Here is a 19245-nt window from a genome sequence, read left to right as displayed (position 1 = left end):
ATCGGCACCATGAAAATTGGCTTCACGCAACCACACAAATCGATGCGATGCCACGGCTGCGGGTACCGTGACCGTGTGCACGGCGTCGAACTTCCCGCGATCTGATGGATCACGCAAACACCGCCTCTCGTCCGGGCCGCAACCTCGCGGTGGATTTCTACCGCGCATCGGGCGTGGTGCTGATCGTGCTGGGGCATTGGTTGGCCGGATCCGTGACGTATCACGACGGGCAGTTCGGTCGCGAGAATCCGCTCATCGACATCCCCTGGACGCAGTGGCTGACCTGGATCTTCCAGGCAGTACCGGTGTTCTTCCTGGCCGCCGGCTACGCCGGTGCTGTGTCATGGACCCATCGGCGCGGTGCCGGCGGCTTCTCCCGAGAAGTCTGGCTTCGGCATCGACTGGCCCGGGTGCTCGGCCCCACCTCGGTGTACATCGCGCTGGTATCGGTCGTGGTGACGGTGCTGGTCACCTCCGGCGTCCCCGGCTCGATTCTGGAGTACGCGGGTTGGGCCGTGGCGATGCACCTGTGGTTCCTGGCCGTCTACGTGGTGGTGGTATCGCTGACGCCCATTGCTATTGCGGCACAAACCCGCTGGGGCCTCTGGGTACCGGCCGTATCGGCGGTAAGTGTCGCGCTACTCGACATCGCCACCCTCGTCGGTCATGTGCCCTATGTCGGATGGCTGAATTACTTCCTATGTTGGGGGACGCTCTACCAGCTCGGAATCGCCTGGCGCGCAGGGCTACTGGCCGGCCGCAGGTCAATGCTGCTCGCGGCGGGATCCGCGATCGCCCTGGCGCTGTTGATCTGGCTGGCACGGTATCCGGTCAGCATGATCGGCGTTCCCGGCCAAGCGGTGCAGAACACGACTCCGCCAACCGTCGCGATGCTTGCCTTCGCGTGCGCGCAAGCCGGATTGGTGATGACGCTCGCGCCGGCGCTTAACCGCGCACTGCGCGCCGGCTTCGTCAAGCGGGTGCTGTCGGTGGCGAATGACAATGTGATGGCGCTCTACCTATGGCACATGATCCCGGTGGTCATCGTTGCGGTTGTCGCCTACCCGGCCGGGCTCTTACCCCAGCCCACGGAGGGAACGGCGGCGTGGTGGCTGGCTCGGCTGGAGTGGGTGGTCATCCTGGGTTTGGTGACGGCGATCGAAATGGTGCTGTTGTGGTGGCAGCGACGCGTTTTCGCCGCACCACTGCCCATGTTCGGTGTACCGCTGACAGTCCGCTGGGGCGAAGTCATGATGTGGGCCGGGGTGCTGATGACCGCCTTTAGCCTGCACATTTTCGCCTACCTGGGTTTCGCGCCAGATGGGCGCCTGCCATGGGTGAACGTGCTGGTCTTCACGGTCGGGGCGGCCCTGGTTGCGCTTCGGCCCAAACAGCTAAGCCCACGGCTCGCCGATCCCGCAGCCACGATGAGGTAAGACCGGTCGCCTGCCCCATTTGCGACTGGGGCCGCAACGAGTGTGCGGGGTGCCGTAGCAGCCTTCGTATTGGCAGTATCCGCTGGACAATCATGCGACGCGGGTCCACCTGGAATGCCCGGGCTGTGCAACCTTGGGGTCGATCGACACCCGTAATCGCTGAGGCCGGGCTCCACATCGCCCGTTGTCAGCGCGGCCGATTGAGCCGTCAGTCCCACGACCATGATTAGCGTTGTGACATGACTGAGCTGAATCACCCACAGCCGCAATTGGTTTTCGACATCGTCGACACCATGGATGTCGACAAGCTAGCCACCCTCTTCGCCGAAGGTGCCCGGGTGGTATTCGGCAACCAAGCCCCATATGTCGGTCAGGAAGCGATCAAACGCGGTGCCAAAGACTTCTTCGACACCATCGCGGGACTCAAGCACACGCTGATGCGCGTCTGGGAGGTCGGCGACGACACGATCGCTCACGTCGAAGCTACGTATCAACGCAAGGACGGCACTGAGGTGAGCCTTCCCGTCGCGACGATCTATCACACGAACGGTGACGGAAAAATCGACGACTATCGCGTCTTCTTCGACGTGACACCGATTTACATGTGATCCACGGCTCAGGCCTCGGTGAACGCGTCGGGCAGCGGACGGCGGCAGATTTCGCGGGCCTCGTCGGCACTGAGCCCGAACACGCGCAGCACATTCTCGGTGACGGTGTCGGCCGCATGTGCGTCGTCGCGGCGCGGGTCGTCACGCAGCAGCTTTCCGAGCCCCAACAGCGCCCCGCCGGCCATCGCGAGGGCGAGTTCCGGGTCGTCGACGTCGAACCTGCCGGCATCGACGCCGGCCTTGATGTCGCGCAGCGCGCGCGGAGCCAGACCACGGTCGGACGACAGCAATGCCGGTCCGTGCGTCAGCAGGATCTCGCTCTCCTGCGGCCGCTGGCGAAATAGCCTCCCGGTCAACCGGAAGCTCGCGGCGAAGGTCTCGGCCGGATCTTCGATCGCTTCGGTGACCCGGTCCAGCATCGCCCCGTGCGCATCGAGCACGTCGGCGACGGCGGCCTCGAACAACTGCTCCTTGCTGTCGAAGTGGTTGTAGAAGGAGCCCATCCCGACGTCGGCGGCCTGGGTGATCTCGAGCACCGGGACGTTGAGTTTTCCCTCGGCGATCAGCCGCTGCGCGGCCCTGATCAGTGCCGCCCGGGTGCGCTGCTTGCGCCGCCCCAAGCGATTGGGCGGATCGGCTTTCTCGGGCAGCACGCTCATCCCAAAGAGTATGCATCACTTTTGAAGAATTCGTCAGAAACCCTTGACCGAGCGTTATCTCGTATGTGACGATTTTGTCAGTTATGTTTGCTCAAGCAAGCAAGCACCGGGACCTGCACAGTGAGCAGGGCGCGCTCCCCGGCGAGCACACCGGCCGGTCCCGCGATCCGGTGATCCGGGTCGTCGACATCGCGTGGCTGGAATTCGAGAAGCCGGACCTGGCCCGCTCCGAGGCATTCGCGCGCGCCTTCGGGTTTCAGGCGGCGCAGCGCACTCCCGACGAAGTTCAGCTGCGCGGCACCCAGGCGGGCGCACCGTGCGTTATCGTGCGGCAGGGGTCGCGAACGCGCTTGCGCGCCACGGCCTTTCGGGCCGGCGACGAAGCCGACGTGCTGCGACTGGCCGAGAGATGCGACACTCGCGCGCGGCCGCTGCCGGAGACCCTCGGCGGCCTGTCGGTCGACCTGATCGACCCGAGCGGGATGCCGGTCCGCGTGGTCGCCGGCATGCACCAGCTGCCGGAGCTACCCGCCCAACAGCCCCACCCGTTCAACTTCGGAGAACACCCGCAACGCATCAACACCGGCCAGCGTCCGGCACGCGTCCCCGCCCGGGTACAGCGGCTGGGCCATCTGGTGCTGCAGACGACGAAATATCTGGAAACCCTCAGCTGGTATCTGGACAACCTGGGGATGGTCGTCAGCGACTTCCTGTTTTTTCCCGGGCAGCGCGAGCGCGGGCCGACAATGAGCTTCATCCGCTGCGATCGGGGATCGACACCCGCCGACCACCACACGCTGGCACTCGCACTCGGCCCGGCGAACCGTTACGTCCATTCGGCGTATCAGGTCAGCGATCTCGATGCCCTGGCGGCGGGCGGCGAATACTTGCGCGAGCGTGGTTACTTCCGGTCGTGGGGAATCGGCAGACACATCCAGGGCAGCCAGATCTTCGACTATTGGCGCGATCCCGACGGCTTGCTGGTCGAGCACTTCGCCGACGGCGACCTGTTCGACAACACGGTCGAACCCGGCTGGGCGCCGTTCAGTGCGTCGGGCCTGGCCCAGTGGGGGCCGGCAGCGACCAAAGACTTCCTCGGAACCGACCTGAAATCGGCTCGCCACGAACTGTTTTCGATGATCACCGCTCTTCGCGCCCGCAACGAGTTCGATATCAGCCGCCTCGTCGGCCTACTGAAAGTACCCACATCATGACCGTTTCCGTGCTGCGCACTGCCGACGCCTGGTGGCTCAAAACCGGGACAGGTGCGGCGAAGATCGACACGACCGCGACCACGACCGGTGCGCTGCTGCCGGATCGGGCAGCGATCGAGGCCGCCGCGACCGCGGACACCGTCGCGGTGGAGGACCTCACGTTGCTCTCGCCCGTGACCCGTCCGTGCCGGGTAGTAGCTCAAATGACCAACTTTGAGTCGCACGTCAGGGACGCGGGCATGGATCCGGCGTCGGTTCCGCTGACATTCTTCCGCAAGGCCTCGGCATCGATCAACGGCCCGTTCGACGAGATCGTCAAGCCCCCGCACGTCCAGTTGCTCGACTACGAGGTGGAGATCGGATTGGTGATCGGGCGCGCAGTTCCGATCGGCACAACCATCTCCGACGCGAATTTGATCGAGTACATCGCGGGCCTGGTCGTGACCAACGATGTGTCGGCTCGCGACGTCCAGCTGCCGCAAACCCAGTTCTACGAGGCCAAGTCGTATCCGTCGTTCACTCCGGTGGGGCCGGCGCTGGTGCTGCTGACCGCCGACGAGCTCGCCCGTTTCGGCGATCTGCGGCTGCGCCTGAGCGTCAGTGGCGTAGAACGGCAGAACGCGCTGGTCGATGGGGACATGCTGTATCGGCCGCTGCAGGCGCTCCAATCACTCACCCAATTCCAGGAACTCGCGCCGGGCGACTTGGTGCTCACCGGCACACCCGCCAGCACCGCCCTCAGCGCGCCACCCAAACCCCTGGCCATGATCGGGAACCTGTTGCCGACCTCCCTCAAATGGAAGGTGTTCTTCAGCCGTCAGGCCGCCAATCCGAATTACCTACAGCACGGCGACACCGTAGAGGCCTCGGTAGCCACCGACGACGGAGCCATCGACCTCGGAACACAGCGTAATGCAGTCCGATTCGCGTGAGCCCTAAGGCTATTAGCCGCGTTCCGGTCGTCATCGTCGGCGCCGGGCCGACCGGCATCACCGCCGCCACCCTGCTGGCGCAATACGCCGTGGACAGCCTGGTGCTGGATCGCTGGCCTAGCGTGTATCAACAGCCACGTGCCGTCCACCTGGACGACGAGATTTACCGCATCATCGCGCGGCTCGGCATTGCCGACGAGTTCGCGGCGATCTCGCGGCCGACGCTGGGCTTGCGACTGCTCGACAATGGATTCCGCGTGCTGGCCGAGTTCACCCGCGACACCTCCCGCAGCCGAAATGGCTTCCCACAGGCCAACATGTTCGACCAGCCCGAGCTGGAGGCCGTGCTGCGGGCCAACCTGAAGCGCTACCCGCGCGCCGAGCTGCGCGGCCACGCCGAGGTCACCGACGTGACCGACACCGGAGAATACATCCGTGTCACCTTCACCGACCGTACCGACGGCACGGTGCACCAGGTGGATTCCGATTACCTGTTGGGTTGCGACGGGGCCAATAGCCTGGTGCGCACCCAAATAGGCTCAGCGATAAGAGATTTGAATTTCAACCAACGCTGGCTGGTCGTCGACGTCGCCACCGACGCCGACCTGGGCCAGTGGGAGGGCGTGCATCAGGTGTGCGACCCGGCTCGCGCGGGGACCTACATGCGCATCGGAACGTCGCGCTACCGCTGGGAGTTCGAATTGTTGTCCGGCGAATGTGCCGACGACTTCGCTTCCGTGACGGCCTTGCGGCCGCTGATCAGGCCCTGGACCGCGGATGTCGAGGACCGCGATCTGACGCTGCTGCGGGTCGCGGAGTACACGTTTCGCGCCCAGATCGCCCAAAACTGGCGCCGGGGAAACGTCTTCCTCCTCGGCGACGCGGCGCACCTGACTCCCCCGTTCATCGGGCAGGGCATGGGGGCCGGGGTGCGCGACGCGATGAACCTCGCTTGGAAGATCGCCGGGGTGCAGCACGGCGCGCTGGCCCCGGCCGTCCTGGACAGCTATGAGCAGGAACGGAAACCGCACACCCGAAGCCTGATTCGCTTGGCGCTCAACGTCGGCCGCGCGATGACCGGCGGTGCCCGGGTGGGCAACGCGCTGCGCCGCGCGGTGCTGCCCCGGCTGCGGCTGCTCCCGGGCCTGCGCGATAAGGTCGTCGACTCGACCACGCCGGCGCTGGCGTCTTCGGCGCTGGTGTGCAGAGCGCGCGGCCGACTCGGCGGCACGCTGTGCCCGAACCCGCGGCTGCGCGATGGTCGCCGGCTCGACGACGTGCTGGGTACCGGCTTCGCCCTGATCACCACCCGCAAGCTGGGCCCTGCCGACGAAGCCGCTCTGCGCCGGCGCGGCTTCGTCGTGCTGGTGGCCCGGCCGGGCGACGCCCTCACGCGTTGGCTGCGCGACGGGCGCGCCACGGCCGCAGTGATCCGCCCCGATCGAACGGTCGCACGCGCCGGGCGCGACGTCTCCACGCTGTGCGCGTGGGCGACCGGCGTCGTCGAAGGCCCGTTCGACCGGGACGCTACCTCGGTCGCGCGATGATGATGGGAGCGCGCACCGAATGCAGCACCGTGTTGCTGACCGAGCCCAAGATCAGACCGGTGAGACCACCGCGGCCGTGACTGCCCACGACCACCAGCTGCGCCTCGATGGACTTCGACTGTTGAATGAGCTGTTGGGCCGGCAGATCGCGAACGAGCAACCGGCGCACGGTGACATCGGGATAGCGTTCCTGCCAGCCCGCCAAGTTTTCGGCGAGACTGCGCTCGGCCTCGTCCTCGACCGCCTCCCAGTCGAATGCGGGAAGTCCCAGCACCGCAACGTCACTCCAGGCGTGTAACGCCACCAGATCCACGCCGCGCAGAGACGCTTGTTCGAACGCGATCGCCGTGGCAAGTTCGGACGCCGGTGACCCGTCGACGCCCACCAAGACCGGGCCGTGCTGCGGGTCCGGCACATCTTCGTCGCGGATCACCGCGACCGGGCAGTTGGCGTGGCGTACGACGGTCGAACTGACCGAGCCCAGCACACCCCGAGCCAGCAATCCGCGACCCGAGCTGCCCACGACGATCATCTCCGCGTCGTCGGACAGCTTGATCAGGGCCAGCGCCGGACTCGAGTACACGAACTCCTTCGTGATGGCGACCTTGTGGTTGTCCGGTAGCGCGTCTTCGGCCAGCTTGAACGCGTGCGCAAGCTGCTGGCGGCAGTCGTCTTCCAACTTCACCAGCAGCGAGTCGGGGTAAGGAACGGGCGGCCACGTCGAGGTGGGAGTCACCACCGCGTGGAACAGGGTCAGCGGAATATTGCGCAGCGCCGCGGCGCGGGCCGCCCAGACGACGGCGTCGTTCGATGCGGGAGAGCCGTCGACTGCGACGACAATACCGAGTTGTTTGACAGGTGCCGACATTTCGTACTCCTTTCGTCAGGAGTAACGCTATTGACCGGCGAAACGCCGGTCGTGAGACTTTAGTCCCCAACCGCCGGGACGGAGGACCTTGGCTGGCCGCGTCGAGACGTTCGAGGTTGGCGTAATTAACGCATCCTGCGCAAACCCCAATGGCGCGTCTGGATTCTCATCCGTGTTGGTGTCGTTTGAAGTCGTTGATCGCCTTGACGACCCCCGCGACGTGCTCGTCGGTGAGTCTCTCCCCCTCGAAGACGTGGTTGAGCAGGACCTTGAGGTCGACCATCTGTTGCAGATACATCAGACACGGCGGGCATTCGTCGAGATGCTTGGCCACGATCGGGCCCCACCGCGCCGGATCCGAGTCGACCAAGTCGTCGACCAGCCGGACGAAGTCGACGCAGTCGATCGCGGGAACTGTGTTGTCGTGGAGGGTCATTGCCGGTACCACTTCTCTAGTTCATTGCGAAGGTTGCCCCGGGCGCGGTACAGAAGCGCACGCTGGCCCTCCGCGGAGAGGCCGAGAATCTCCGCGGCCCCTTCGGCCGGAGTTCCAACGAGATCTCGCAGGATGACGAGTTGGCGTTGCCGTTCGGGCAGCGCGTCCAGCGCCGCCCGCACATAGCCGATCAGCTCCTGGGCCACAGTGCGGTCCTCGGGAAGGAAGCGCCGCGACGGCGGGAGACTCCAATGCCCGGCGTCGGGGTGCCCGGCCGGATGCATCCGGCCCGACAGCGGGTCGGCCTCGGCGGCGGACAGCACCTCGTGGTCGCGGATCCGCGACTCGTGGCGCCGGTGCCGCGAGGCGGTGTTCTTGACGATTCCGAACAACCAGGTGCCCACGGAAGAGCGGCCTTCGAACGAACCCGACGACTGCAGGACCTGCACCCATGCCTCCTGCACCGCTTCTTCGGCTACCGGCGCCGAATCCACCATCGTGCGAGCGAAATTCACCATCGGCCGGTGAAAATCGCGAACCAGGTTCGCCAGCGGAATCCCGCCGACCAGATGCGCGGTATCCTCCGGTGGCATCGCCACCGGACTCACCGCCGGCCCGAACTCAAGCGCATCGTCCTAGTTCCCAGCGCAGTTGTGCCTCCGACGGCGACTGCACCGGGATGAACGCCGCCTCCCGGTAGCGACGGCTGGCCGCAGTCCGGCTCGCATACCCCTTGCCACCGGCGGTGCGGATCTCTAAATCTGCGCTGGCACTGGATAATTCGGCGGCTTCGAGGCGCAGCGACAGCAACTCCTTCTTGGTCGGCGAGTTCGCCCCGCCGACCGCACTCGCCAATGTGGCCAACCTCGCCTCCGCCGCCGCGAGCTTGTCCGCGATCGCGTCGACGTCGGCGGTGAACACCGAGTTGACGCCGGTGAGCCCGAGCTTGCTCTGCTCGACGGTGGTCCTGGTCAGCCCCAGGCACATCGCCGACTGCAGAACGAGAAATGTCGGTCGCACCGCCTGCAGAAACGCCTCGAAGTCTGTGGACAGCACCTGTTCTGAACCCACACCTGCGTTCTCCAATTTCAGATACGACGACGCGGTGCTCCCCAGGGCCAACAGGTCGAAGTGATCGCCGAGGACGACGCCAGGGGTATCCAGCGGAAGAGCCACGATCAACCTTTCGCCCGCCTCGGTGCGCGCCGCGGTCACCATCGTCGAGTCGGGGTAGAGGTTGCTCGCCCACCTGATCGAGCCGCTCAGCCGGTAGTCGCCGTCGACCGTTTCCGCGGTCAGATCCAGGCTGCCGCAGCCGGCCGCCTCCTTGAACGCCGACGCCATTCCGGTCACTCCCAGCGTGGTCCCGGCGAGCAACGGCCGGGCCGTCGCGAGGCTGAATGGTGTTGCGGCCCTGAGCAGATACTCCACGGCCATCCGATGGGCCCACACCGAGAATCCGGTGCTCATGCACTCGCCGGAGATTAGGCCGATGATGTCGGCCATCTGCGGCAGTAGCCCATCGGTGTTTCCCGGGGCGCCGAGGCCAAGCAGGCCGGCGGCGGCCAGACTGGTGAAGCTGCGGCGCGAGGTTTCCTCGCCGCGGTCCAGCGCGCTGGCGTGGGCTCGAATGTCCGCCAGTAGCTCTGGGTCTAGCCGCTCGACGGCGGTATCCGCGGTTGCGGTCACGGCAGGATCTCCTGTTCGGTGTGGTGCCCGGATTAGTCGACGACGAGAGTCGAGTCGACGCTGGCCGGGCGGCGGAACGAGTTCACCACGGGCGACCAGGCGATGGCGTTGTCGTGGATTTGCTTGAGCGTCTCGTCGTCGGTGTCTCCGGCCAACGCCACCTTGCACCGGACCGCGGTGAAGCCAAGCACCTTGCCGTCGGGGGTATCGCCGACTCCCCACACCGCGGAAATGTCGATGTCGCCTTCCATCTCCACCTCGATTTTGGTCAGTGTCACGCCGCGGTGAGTAGCGTTGGCCAACAGGCCGACCGAGATGCAGGAGCCCAGGGCGGCCAGGGCGGTCTCGGAAGGATTGGGCGCTGAGTCGTCACCGAGCAGGGCGGGTGGCTCACCGACGAGCAGCGGCGCGAGGTCGCGCACGTAGGTCATATTACGAAAGCCGGCCTCGCACACGGTCCTGGCCTTCAGGGTCTTCTTGCCGGTGGTGGGATCGGCCTTGGCGTTACAGGACAGCCGGTCGAGCCCTTCCGCGTCGATGACGAGCGCGTCGGTCATAGAGGTCCTCCGTTTTCTCGCTGACAGTGGTCTTCATGTCGTTAGTGCTCGGCGGGCACCGACGCGTGACGGCGGGCCGGATTCGTTTACCCGGGCGACACGAGACATCACACGCCTGAAACGCCGCGGCCTCCGGCGCCCGCCTGGCGCCGGCGAGATTTGCTCAGCCGAACAGTGTTTGCGCTATGTAGTGGCCTTCCACCGGCGCGGGCGGCACCGCGAAGATTGCTGATCCGATGTGACGGATGTACTCGTTGAGGAGATCATTGGCGCCGAGCCGGTTCTGCAAACGGATAAAATCTTGCGGATCTTTTTGATAGGAGATGAACAGCAATCCCGCGTTGAGTTGGCCATTCGGGTCCAGGCCGTCGGTGTAGTTGTACGAGCGGCGCCGGATCATGATGCCGTTGTTGTTTTCCCGCGCAGCCAGGCCGACATGTGACAACGGATCGATCAGCGGTTCACCGTTCGGGCCGGTGGCGGTGAAGTTCGGCGTGTCGAATTCGGCCTTCCCGCTCAGCGGCGCCCCCTCTTGCTTGGTGCGGCCGAAGATCTTCTGCTGATTGCCGATCCGGTCGACATCCCACGTCTCGAGCAGCATCCGGATCTTGCGGACGACCTGATAGGTTCCGCCGTTCATCCACGGTTGGTCGCTGTTGTCGACCCAGACGAACCGCCCGTACTCCGCTTCGGTGCTGACGTTGCGGGTACCGTCCTTGAACCCCAACAGGTTTCGTGGGGTCTGCTGACCGGGACCGGCGGAGGCTCGTCCGAAGCCCAGCACCGCCCAGAACGGCGACACGATGTTGCGGCCGAGACGGGCCAGGTTTCGCACGGCGTGGTAGCAGACCTGCGGGTCGTCGGCGCAGGCTTGCACCGACAGGTCGCCGCCGTGCAGCCGCGGATCCAGGTTGTCCCCGTTGAGCGCGGGCAGATCGGTGAATACCGCGGGGCGCCGCGCGGCAAGTCCGAACCGATCAGCGAACAGGGACGGCCCCAGCCCGATCGTGACGGTGAGACTGGCGGGGCTGAGCCCGTAGGCCTCCCCGGTGTCGGTGGGAGGCTGCACCTCGACCTGCGGCTGGACGTTGCCGACGGGCTTGCCCTGTTGGAGCACCGCGACCGCCGCCGACCAGCGCGCCAGCAGTGCCTGCAGATCGGCGCGACCGGCGGCCGGCGCCAGCGAGAACGACATAAAGACGGCGTAACGCTGTGGGAGCGTGGCGATTCCGCCTTGATGGACCTGTCCGTAGAAGGGATAGCTACGGCGCATGTCCACGGTATCGTCACCATCGCCTGGGCTGCCGTGGTGCGCCGCGGCCGACGCATAGCCGGCGAACCCGCCGCCGACGGCGCCGACCGCCGTCCCGGTGAGACCAGCCAGCATCGCCCCGCCGAGCATCCGCCGCCGCGATACCGATGCGGAATCTGGCGGCGTCTCAGCGCCGCCGGCGGGTTCGGCCAGCTCGTCGTCAGCCATCGTCAGTTGGGCGAGACCACTTTTTGCGCGACGGTCGACAGGCTCTGGTGCAGCGGCTGGATCACCGCGGTCAGTTTCGGTGCGTCGCTGGCCTGTAGCGCGGGGGTGTAGGTCCGGTACCCGCCCAGTGCCGACGGGTCCCGGTAGCCGTCCAGCACCGTGAGCACCGCCCGGAACTGCTGATCGATCTGATTGACCAGGTTGGCGTCGATCTTCTCCAGCCCCGGCCGCAGCGAGGCGTAAGCCTGTTGCGCGCCTTCGACGTTGCCCGAAAAGTCGACCAGGTCAATGTGACTGAACGCCTCTTCCTCGCCGGTGATCTTGGTGTTCTGCACCTCTTCGATCAAATCGCTGGCGCCGTTGGCCAGATCCTCGGGCTTGTACTGCAGGCCAGCGACCACATCCTTCAATTTGCCGACGTTAGCGACCAATTCGATGCTCAAGGCCTTGGTGCTCGGTGTGATCGCGCCGCCTTGCCAGAGGTCGCGCTCGATGGCGTGGAAGCCCTTCCACCCGACCTTGGCGTCGACGGGAGTGGACCCTCGACACTCGATTCCGCACGCTCGTAGAACAATCGGGCTTTGGCGTAGGCCGCCTTGGCGCCGTCGAGGTTGCCCGACTGTATCGTCGCATCGAGTGCCTTGACGCCGTCGCCGAGCTGACCGATCTGAGCGACGATGTAGGTCGCGTAGTCCTTGGTGCCCTGACTGAGGATGCTCGCCATCGTGCCGTTCGGCCCGGCCGGGGCCTGGCCCGTCACCGTCAGGGTTTGATATTCGGCGCTCGCACCGGGGCAATACAGCTGGTACGCACCGCCGTCCAGGGTGATGGTGAACGACACCGGATCCAGGCCGGGCGCGAGGTTCTCCTTCTCCCCGACGATGCGCTGGTCGCGCAGCAGCTCCACTTCGGTGATGCCCGGCGCGCTGGTGTTGACCACGGTGAAGGTCACCGGTCCGGCCGGCACGCTGGTGGTGTCCAGCGCGCAACCGTCTTTTCCGCCGCTGTTGGCCATCGTGACCCTGACCGCCTTGGGTGCGCCGGGTTGACCGGCCTGCCCAGATGTCGACGGGCTCGACGAGCCATTCGAGTGGCTGCAGGCGGTCGCGGCCAGCGCGGTGACCGCCACCAAAACCGGTGCGGTCAGCCAGAATTCACGAGACCGCAACCTTGCCCTGGCGGTGCGATTCGCTATCACTCGCATTCCTCTCCTGTTCGGCTCGCGCGTCGCTGCGCATCGAGATTATGGCGCTAATAGCACCAGCCAGCGCAAAGCAGGCCAGTACCAGCGGAAGCCAGACACGCCACAGCTGGCTCTCCCCACGGTTGCGGTGGCTCGCGACGATCGCCGCGGCGGTCGCGTGGTCTTCGGTATCCGAGGTGGACCAGTCCGTCGGTAGCGCGCCCAGGCTGACGGTCTTGGCTCCGGACAGCCCACCGCCGGTCAGCAGCGCCGTCCGGTTGCTCGTCGCGTGCGCACTGACCACGGAATCGCCTTCGGTGAGCACGGTATACGCGGTGGTCGTCGTCCACTGCCCCAGGAAGGGGCCCGGGGTGCGGGCGGCGGCGAGACCGACCGGCAGCCGGCCGCCCGTCATGCCGAGCAACTGTTCCAGCGTGACCGCCGGCGCTCCGTCGGCTGCGATCTCCGAGGCCTGCCATTCCTGCACCGGCAAGCCGTCCACGGTTTGGTCGCCGGCCGGGACGAGCGGGATGCTACGGACGGTCGAGGTGTCCCCCGGGGCGACCGCCAGCTCGCGTCCGTGCGGTCCGGTCGTCATCCACACCTGCGCGGTGTGGTCGGCCCGGTCGGTGACGGTCCGAATCCGCGTGGCCGGTGCGGTGCCGGCAGCGGGTTCGCGGCGTCGCGGCAAAGGGGGCGGGCCACAGGAAGACGACGAGCACCGGAACCGCGTAGAGCAACCAGCCCAGCACCTCGATCAGGCGGGGGTCGGTGGGTATGCCGAACACCCCGGCGAGCAGCGCGCCGAGCACGGACTGACTAAGTATCCAGGCGGAGAAGTCAAGCACCTGCTGCTGGCCGATCGTTACCCAGCCCGCCTCGTGTGCGGTACGCAGTGCCCCCAGTACCAATCCGGCGGCGATCAGCACCAAAAACACGCCGGTCACCCGGAAGAAGCGGCCGAGATTGAGCTTCAGGCCGCCGAAGTACAGGCCGATGCCGAGCAGGATCGCCGCCCCGATCCCCAGCGCGCCGCCCAGCACGGCGAACCACCGGTTGCCGTGCGAAGTCTGCGCGGCCGCCAGCAGGAACACCGCGGTCTCGAAGCCCTCCTTCAGGACGGCAAGAAACGCCATCACCACGAGCGCCAGCGCACCGCCGCGGTTGAGCGCCTGTTGGGTTTCGCGCTCGAGTTCGCCCTTGAGCCGCATGGCGTTGCGGTTCATCCAGATGATCATCGACGTCACAAACACCACGGCGATGGCGTTGATGACGGTCTCCATCATCTCCTGCTGGGCCTGTGGCAACGTCGCAGAGAAGAGATCCAGGCCGATGCCGGCCGCGACGCTGATCAGCACCGCCAAGGCCACGCCGGCGAGCATCGGACGGGTCGACTGCGCATTCCGCTTGAGGAAGGCGGCCACGATGCTCACGATGAGCGTCGCCTCCAGGCCTTCGCGCAGGCCGATGAGGAATGTGCCGAGGAAAACGCCGAATACGCCCTGCATGCGTCCGATTCCCATCCCGTGGATCACGACGTTCGACTTAGCCTACCCTAACTTTCTGCCGCGAATAAGCCCTGCTCGCCGGTGATGGCCGGAGCGGCTCCGCTCCGCGGCGCCGGCTCTTCCCAGCCGGTCAACCGGGCCGAAGTAGGTCAGCGGCCGGGCTCGGTCACGAAGTCGATGAGTTCTTCGACCTTGCTGATCAGCGCGGGTTCCAGGTCGTTCCAATCGCGCACCCGCGACCGGATGCGCTGCCACGCCCGGGCGATGTCGGCCTGGCTGGCGTGCGGGAGGCGAAGTGCCTGGCAGACGCCGTGCTTCCATTCGATGTGCCGCGGCACCTCGGGCCAGGCGGCCAGGCCGAGCCGCTGCGGCTTTACCGCCTGCCAGATGTCGACGTAGGGGTGTCCGACGACCAGGGTGTCGGGCCCGCCTGGCCCCCGGCGCACGGCCTCGGCGATCCGTGCCTCTTTCGATCCCGAGACAAGGTGATCGACGAGCACACCGAGTCGACGCCCCGGCCCGGGAGCGAACTCCGCCACGATGCCCACCAGGTCGTCTACGCCACCGAGGTGCTCGACGACCACACCCTCGATGCGCAGGTCATCACCCCAGACCTGCGCGATGAGTTCCGCGTCGTGGCGGCCCTCGACGTAGATCCGGCTGGCGCGCGCGACTCGGGCGCGCGCACCCGGTACCGCAACGGAACCCGAGGCGGTACGGCCGGCAGCAGCCGGCGCCCGGCGCGGCTCGGTGAGGATCACCGGACGGCCCTCTAGCAGGTAACCGGGACCCAGCGGAAAGCCACGGACGTGGCCGTGCCGATCCTCCAGGTCGACCCGTCCGTACTCGACCCTGACGACCGCGCCCACGTAACCGGTCTCGGCGTCCTCGACGACGAGACCCAGGTCAGCGGGATGTTCAGTCGAGCGCGGTTTGCGCCGTCCGGTGGCCAGGACGTCGGTTCCGTAGCGATCCGTCACGCGGCAATACTAGGAACGCTGGCGGCCAAAATTCGTGATCGGCGCGCCCGGGATGCGGCGCGGGCGGGCGTCAATGATTCGCAAAGATCTAAATCATCTGTGTTAGGAATACGTTGCCTTACGCACAAACGACGTGGTCACTGCTACCTTACTGGGAGCGCTTCACGCGCTGCGGTTAACGAGGTGGAGTCATGGGGATGACGGATCTGGCGTCGAGGGCTGTCGCGTTTCTGCGCGCCGGCTACCCGACCGGTATGCCGGCGACCGGATATCTGCCGCTGGTGGCGCTGCTGCGCCGCCGGGTGACCGATGACGAAATCGTGACCATCACACGCGAATTCGTGGACCGGCGGCCGGCCCCGGTCAGCTCCGTCGATATCGGAGTCGCAATCTTTCGGATCACCAACGCGATGCCCTCGTTTGACGACATCAAGCGCGTTGAGCATCGGCTCGATGCGATCGGTTGTGCCCGGAGCTAGACCCGTGCCAATCGGCGAGGCCGGGTTGCGACGTGGCAGTCGCAACGCGCGGTAACGGTTGCCAATCGTCCGAGCCGGCGTCATGTGGGCGCGCCATTACCAGCGGCCTGAATCCATACTTCGGAGCACTGCAACTCTTGCAACCGTGGCCACCGAGCCCACTCAAGGGAGCGGGAGGCAGTCCTGCAGCCGTCATCGACCCGGGGCTAACCAGTGGTGTCTTCCCTAATGCCGACGCCAACGGTTGCGTCACTGCCGCGGCGTTAGCCCAGCTTGGCGGCACCGATATCCGACCGAGCCTGCCCGCCTGCCCCAAACCGGCCGCCACCCCCAGACGTCCCAACCCACCAAGGGCCGGCACCCCCGCCAACGGATTAGCCAATGCCGGAGCACCCTCGGCTTGCATCACCCCAGCAATACTCGCGATGCTGCCCATCAGGCCAAAAAAGGGTCCCACCGTGGCCCCCGGCGTATAAGCCGCGGATCCGATCGCGGCGTCAACGAAGTTCGTATTCATCAGCCACCAAATCGGATGCTTTTGGGGCTCTGTGTCTTTGGCGTCCTTCAGAGCGCGATCCGCCAACTTGCTTGGATCAACCACGTGGCGCGGTGTCTCGAACGGAGTCAGCTGCGTAGCCGCCAGCGAAGTTTGCGCATAGCCCGACATCGCGACAATATCCTGAGCCCACATCTCTTCGTACTCAATGCTTGTCGCGGCGATCGCCGCCGCGTTTTGACCCAGCAGGTTGCCCGCAACCAATGCGGCCAGCCGCACCCGATTATCCGTAATCGCTTCGGGAGGAACCATTTCCGTCACCGCCGTCTGATACGCCGCCGCCGCACTCGCGGCCGCTGTAGCGGTCTCCTCAGCACCAGTTGCAGCGGTGTCCATCCACAGCACTAGGGACGCCGCCGCGGCAGCCATCGCAACCGCTGAAGGCCCCTGCCACGCAACGTCAATGAGAGTCCTGACCGTCGCACGATGAGAAGCCGCCGCAGACCGCAACTGCTCAGCAATCCCCCGCCACGCCAGCGACGCGGCGAACATCGGCGCCGCTCCCGGGCCCGCAACAATTCTCGCCGAGTTAATCTCCGGCGGTAGCAAATAGAAGTCCATGATCTCCTTGTCAGTTCAGTCGGTGCAGCGCGCGATTGAACGAAATATGCGCTATATCAACCGATATGAACAGTAACCCTAGGAGACTATTGCTACAGGTCCGCTTCTCAACGTTTCAATTAGGTAAGCGACGCGTCACCACCACCACGGATCCACACCCAGCGAAGCGCGCGTCACAGCTGCGGCTCGCCCTTAACACCGCTTGTCTAACACGGCTTTTCACACCTCAGAAGAAAGGCTCCGCACGCAACCAGGAGCTTGGTTGATCATATATGTTCCGGCGGAACATATCATTCTATTACTAGCTTGTGCAATACCTGGCGGGTACGCGTACCCGCCATACTTGGAGGTGCCCAACCCGAGAGTGATCAATGATTGCACGGTCAAGGTCGCAGTTGTGACGCCGTCGACGACGGGGATTCCAAGCTCCGTGGCAATCGGCGTACACATCTCCGCCATCCCTGCGCACCCGAGGACGATGACATCAGAACCATCGGATCGCAGAGCCTCTCGGCAGACCTCGGTCACCCTTGCGCATGCATCCGCTGCACCGTCCAAGGCCAACACGGGGATATCACAGGCATGGACTCCACGGCAGAACCGTTGCATTCCATAACGTTCCGCAAGATCAATAGACTGCCCGATCGTGCGGGCAAGGGAAGTTACGACGCTGAACCCGCGTCCAAGGTGACTCGCTGTTTGCATGGCAGCTTCAGCGATGCCAGTCACCGGCCCCCTGGCAATTTCGCGAGCGCCGTCTAAGCCGGGGTCACCGAAGCAGGCCAGCACATAGCCGTCGACACCGTTGCGCTCACCGTCGGCCACCGCAGCCAGGACACCGGCGACGCTCATCCCGCTATCGCGGTAGCTCTGGATCGAAGGCGGGCCGGATTGCGATGTGATGCCGGTTATTTCAGTATCGGTGCCGGCCACTGCCTGGGCGCAGGCCGCAATGCGCTGAGTCATTTCGCGGGTACTGTTCGGATTGATCAACCAGATTCGACTCATGACGGGGACGGCACCTTCAGGTTGCCGCGAGTGGCCAGCACGTAGTAGACCCCGAGAGCTAGCCCAGCTCCAACGAACCAACTGTATTGGGCGAGCGCATGGACTCCGCCAATGTTGTTGGCCAGCACCGGAATGATAGAGGCGATCGCACCGAGCACAGTGGCCACCAGCGCCGCGGGGTTGTACCCCTTGCGGTACCAATACGTCGCGTCGGCGCTCATCGAAAATAAGTCGTCAACGACTATCTTCTGCTTGTGCACCAGGTAGTAGTGTGCGATGAGAACGCCGAACAGCGGACCGATGAACGCTCCCAACGACTCCAGGGTGTAGTGGATGACCTCCGGGTTGTTGTAGAGGTTCCACGGCGTGATGAGCACCGAACCGATCGCGGCGATCATGCCACCGGCACGCCAGCTGATCAGCTGTGGGCGGATATTGGAGAAATCGAACGCCGGACTGATGAAGTTGGCGACGATGTTGATACCGATAGTGGCGATCGTGAAGGTCAACGCACCCAACACGATTGCCGTGGTGCTATCGATGCGCGCAACAGTCTGCACCGGGTCGGTGATTAGTTCACCGAAGACCGGCACCGTGGCTGCCGTGGTGAAAAGCACGAGTAGCGTGAACACTAGAAAGTTCACCGGCAACCCCAGGAAATTGCCCTTCCGCACCGCGTAAAAACTGCTTCCGTAGCGGGAGAAGTCACCGAAATTGAGCATCGGACCGGAGAAGTAGGACACCACCAGCGCGACGGCTCCAGCCATTACCGCAACGGTGCTTCCGTTCTTCGTGCCACCCAGATCGAATCCGACGTGCCAATGCGACCGGTAGAGAAGGTATGCACACAACAGCACCATCACGACGTATACCGCGGGTCCACAGAAGTCAATGAACCGGCGGATGGATTCCATGCCGCGCCAAAAGACCGCAGCTTGCATGCTCCACAACACCATAAAGCTGATCCAACCCAGCAACGGCAGCCCCACAAAGCCGTGCCCACGTAGGTCATCGATCGCGGCAAGCGCTGGAAAGAGCTTCAGCAGCACAATATTCAACGCTGACGATGCCAGGTAGGTCTGTATGCCGTACCACGCCGTCGCGACCAACCCGCGGATGAACGCCGGGATATTTGCGCCCCGCACACCAAAAACACTGCGGCAGATCACTGCATAGGGTACCGCCGCCCGTTGACTGGGCTTGGCCACGAGATTGCACAGCACGTTGACGATAGCGATGCCGGTCACCAGGCAAGCCAGCACCTGCCAACTCGACAAGCCCAAGGTGAACAAGCTACCCGCGGTAACGTAGCCGCCCACGCTGTGCACGTCCGACATCCAGAACGCGAAGATCTGATATGAGCCCCACTTTTGCTCGGGCAGCGGCACCAAGTCCCCGTTGGTTAGGCGCGGATCGTAGCCCGGCTTAACCGGTCCTCTCGCATTCGGATCGTCCGCGGTGTGTACCAAGTCGCCGGCACCGGCAGCGGTCCCGGGCGATGCGTTCTTAGTGACGGTCTCAGTTACCCGCATCGGCTTGAGAAC

The 19245-nt window shown here is 65.2% G+C and carries 19 protein-coding genes and 1 pseudogene; 6 read left to right on the top strand and 14 right to left on the bottom strand.

Annotated elements, in window-relative coordinates; translation table 11 throughout:
* Positions 1-104: 104 nt before the first annotated feature.
* Complete coding sequence (locus tag G6N54_RS02000; RefSeq protein WP_163788362.1) at positions 105-1436, top strand: acyltransferase family protein; 1332 nt, start codon at positions 105-107, stop codon at positions 1434-1436.
* A 239-nt stretch (positions 1437-1675) separates the two neighbouring features.
* Complete coding sequence (locus tag G6N54_RS01995; protein ID WP_163788361.1) at positions 1676-2044, top strand: nuclear transport factor 2 family protein; 369 nt, start codon at positions 1676-1678, stop codon at positions 2042-2044.
* 8 nt (positions 2045-2052) lie between these two features.
* Here the strand turns inward: G6N54_RS01995 and G6N54_RS01990 are convergent, their stop codons facing one another.
* Positions 2053-2703, bottom strand: coding sequence for a TetR/AcrR family transcriptional regulator (locus tag G6N54_RS01990; RefSeq protein ID WP_163788360.1), 651 nt, complete (start codon positions 2701-2703; stop codon positions 2053-2055).
* Positions 2704-2786: 83 nt separating this feature from the next.
* Between G6N54_RS01990 and G6N54_RS01985 the strand changes: the two genes are divergently transcribed.
* Genes G6N54_RS01985 through mhpA form a run of 3 tightly spaced genes read left to right on the top strand, consistent with a single transcriptional unit; the run spans position 2787 to position 6396 of the window.
* Positions 2787-3917 carry a VOC family protein gene (locus G6N54_RS01985; RefSeq protein ID WP_163788359.1) on the top strand — a complete coding sequence of 377 codons (1131 nt, stop codon included), beginning with the start codon at positions 2787-2789 and terminating at the stop codon, positions 3915-3917.
* Entirely contained in the window at positions 3914-4849 is a 936-nt protein-coding gene (locus tag G6N54_RS01980; protein ID WP_163788358.1) for a fumarylacetoacetate hydrolase family protein, read from the top strand. Before G6N54_RS01985 ends, G6N54_RS01980 begins: the two co-directional genes overlap by 4 nt.
* Positions 4846-6396 carry a bifunctional 3-(3-hydroxy-phenyl)propionate/3-hydroxycinnamic acid hydroxylase MhpA gene (gene mhpA, locus G6N54_RS01975; RefSeq protein WP_232073246.1) on the top strand — a complete coding sequence of 517 codons (1551 nt, stop codon included), beginning with the start codon at positions 4846-4848 and terminating at the stop codon, positions 6394-6396. Before G6N54_RS01980 ends, mhpA begins: the two co-directional genes overlap by 4 nt.
* Here mhpA and G6N54_RS01970 read toward each other — a convergent pair.
* The 10 genes and pseudogenes from G6N54_RS01970 to G6N54_RS01930 form a co-directional block, all read right to left on the bottom strand.
* Positions 6377-7264, bottom strand: coding sequence for a universal stress protein (locus G6N54_RS01970; RefSeq protein ID WP_163788357.1), 888 nt, complete (start codon positions 7262-7264; stop codon positions 6377-6379). The two genes, mhpA and G6N54_RS01970, sit on opposite strands and share 20 nt — an antisense overlap.
* Positions 7265-7430: 166 nt before the next feature.
* A complete protein-coding gene (locus tag G6N54_RS01965) occupies positions 7431-7700 on the bottom strand; it encodes a hypothetical protein (RefSeq protein ID WP_163788356.1) in 270 nt (89 codons plus the stop codon).
* Complete coding sequence (locus G6N54_RS01960) at positions 7697-8293, bottom strand: RNA polymerase sigma factor (protein ID WP_163794425.1); 597 nt, start codon at positions 8291-8293, stop codon at positions 7697-7699. Before G6N54_RS01960 ends, G6N54_RS01965 begins: the two co-directional genes overlap by 4 nt.
* Before the next feature lie 28 nt (positions 8294-8321).
* Complete coding sequence (locus tag G6N54_RS01955; protein ID WP_163788355.1) at positions 8322-9389, bottom strand: acyl-CoA dehydrogenase family protein; 1068 nt, start codon at positions 9387-9389, stop codon at positions 8322-8324.
* 32 nt (positions 9390-9421) lie between these two features.
* Positions 9422-9946, bottom strand: coding sequence for an OsmC family protein (locus tag G6N54_RS01950; RefSeq protein WP_163788354.1), 525 nt, complete (start codon positions 9944-9946; stop codon positions 9422-9424).
* Positions 9947-10109: 163 nt separating this feature from the next.
* Positions 10110-11426, bottom strand: coding sequence for an iron uptake transporter deferrochelatase/peroxidase subunit (gene efeB, locus G6N54_RS01945; protein WP_163788353.1), 1317 nt, complete (start codon positions 11424-11426; stop codon positions 10110-10112).
* A gap of 2 nt (positions 11427-11428) precedes the next feature.
* Positions 11429-12441 (bottom strand): annotated as a pseudogene (gene efeO / locus G6N54_RS01940) (iron uptake system protein EfeO).
* Between the two features lie 139 nt (positions 12442-12580).
* Positions 12581-13207: a hypothetical protein gene (locus G6N54_RS31465; protein WP_232073244.1), complete on the bottom strand. Its 627-nt coding sequence runs from the start codon at positions 13205-13207 to the stop codon at positions 12581-12583.
* Entirely contained in the window at positions 13143-14117 is a 975-nt protein-coding gene (gene efeU, locus G6N54_RS31460; protein WP_232073236.1) for an iron uptake transporter permease EfeU, read from the bottom strand. The genes G6N54_RS31465 and efeU overlap by 65 nt, the downstream gene beginning before the upstream one ends.
* 149 nt (positions 14118-14266) lie before the next feature.
* The gene (locus tag G6N54_RS01930; RefSeq protein WP_163788352.1) at positions 14267-15097 is read right to left on the bottom strand and encodes a DUF3097 domain-containing protein; all 831 of its coding nucleotides are present in this window, start codon (positions 15095-15097) and stop codon (positions 14267-14269) included.
* A 191-nt stretch (positions 15098-15288) separates the two neighbouring features.
* Between G6N54_RS01930 and G6N54_RS01925 the strand changes: the two genes are divergently transcribed.
* Positions 15289-15576, top strand: coding sequence for a DUF3349 domain-containing protein (locus G6N54_RS01925; protein ID WP_163788351.1), 288 nt, complete (start codon positions 15289-15291; stop codon positions 15574-15576).
* On the opposite strand, the gene G6N54_RS01920 is transcribed toward G6N54_RS01925, so the two are convergent.
* The 3 genes from G6N54_RS01920 to G6N54_RS01910 all read right to left on the bottom strand — a co-directional run bounded on the left by G6N54_RS01920 (position 15527) and on the right by G6N54_RS01910 (position 19233).
* Positions 15527-16693, bottom strand: a complete 1167-nt coding sequence (locus G6N54_RS01920; protein ID WP_163788350.1) for a PPE family protein — start codon at positions 16691-16693, stop codon at positions 15527-15529. The genes G6N54_RS01925 and G6N54_RS01920 overlap by 50 nt on opposite strands.
* A gap of 219 nt (positions 16694-16912) precedes the next feature.
* Positions 16913-17701 (bottom strand): aspartate/glutamate racemase family protein, encoded by a 789-nt coding sequence (locus G6N54_RS01915; protein WP_163788349.1) that lies wholly within the window; start codon positions 17699-17701, stop codon positions 16913-16915.
* Positions 17698-19233: an NCS1 family nucleobase:cation symporter-1 gene (locus tag G6N54_RS01910; protein ID WP_163788348.1), complete on the bottom strand. Its 1536-nt coding sequence runs from the start codon at positions 19231-19233 to the stop codon at positions 17698-17700. The genes G6N54_RS01915 and G6N54_RS01910 overlap by 4 nt, the downstream gene beginning before the upstream one ends.
* Positions 19234-19245: the final 12 nt, after the last annotated feature.

Source organism: Mycobacterium stomatepiae, from assembly GCF_010731715.1.
Classification (GTDB): Bacteria; Actinomycetota; Actinomycetes; order Mycobacteriales; family Mycobacteriaceae; genus Mycobacterium; species Mycobacterium stomatepiae.
Note: the sequence above shows the minus strand (reverse complement) of the source record. Positions and strands in the feature narration are given on the sequence as shown.

Coding starts and splice junctions, on each gene's coding strand:
- G6N54_RS01985 (WP_163788359.1), top strand. CDS start 2,787: ATGTTTGCTCAAGCAAGCAAGCACCGGGACCTGCACAGTGAGCAGGGC.
- G6N54_RS01920 (WP_163788350.1), bottom strand. CDS start 16,693: ATGGACTTCTATTTGCTACCGCCGGAGATTAACTCGGCGAGAATTGTT.
- G6N54_RS01965 (WP_163788356.1), bottom strand. CDS start 7,700: ATGACCCTCCACGACAACACAGTTCCCGCGATCGACTGCGTCGACTTC.
- G6N54_RS01915 (WP_163788349.1), bottom strand. CDS start 17,701: ATGAGTCGAATCTGGTTGATCAATCCGAACAGTACCCGCGAAATGACT.
- G6N54_RS01950 (WP_163788354.1), bottom strand. CDS start 9,946: ATGACCGACGCGCTCGTCATCGACGCGGAAGGGCTCGACCGGCTGTCC.
- G6N54_RS01990 (WP_163788360.1), bottom strand. CDS start 2,703: ATGAGCGTGCTGCCCGAGAAAGCCGATCCGCCCAATCGCTTGGGGCGG.
- G6N54_RS01980 (WP_163788358.1), top strand. CDS start 3,914: ATGACCGTTTCCGTGCTGCGCACTGCCGACGCCTGGTGGCTCAAAACC.
- G6N54_RS01995 (WP_163788361.1), top strand. CDS start 1,676: ATGACTGAGCTGAATCACCCACAGCCGCAATTGGTTTTCGACATCGTC.
- G6N54_RS01960 (WP_163794425.1), bottom strand. CDS start 8,293: ATGCCACCGGAGGATACCGCGCATCTGGTCGGCGGGATTCCGCTGGCG.
- G6N54_RS01970 (WP_163788357.1), bottom strand. CDS start 7,264: ATGTCGGCACCTGTCAAACAACTCGGTATTGTCGTCGCAGTCGACGGC.
- efeB (WP_163788353.1), bottom strand. CDS start 11,426: ATGGCTGACGACGAGCTGGCCGAACCCGCCGGCGGCGCTGAGACGCCG.
- G6N54_RS01925 (WP_163788351.1), top strand. CDS start 15,289: ATGGGGATGACGGATCTGGCGTCGAGGGCTGTCGCGTTTCTGCGCGCC.
- efeU (WP_232073236.1), bottom strand. CDS start 14,117: ATGCAGGGCGTATTCGGCGTTTTCCTCGGCACATTCCTCATCGGCCTG.
- G6N54_RS31465 (WP_232073244.1), bottom strand. CDS start 13,207: ATGACGACCGGACCGCACGGACGCGAGCTGGCGGTCGCCCCGGGGGAC.
- G6N54_RS02000 (WP_163788362.1), top strand. CDS start 105: ATGGATCACGCAAACACCGCCTCTCGTCCGGGCCGCAACCTCGCGGTG.
- G6N54_RS01910 (WP_163788348.1), bottom strand. CDS start 19,233: ATGCGGGTAACTGAGACCGTCACTAAGAACGCATCGCCCGGGACCGCT.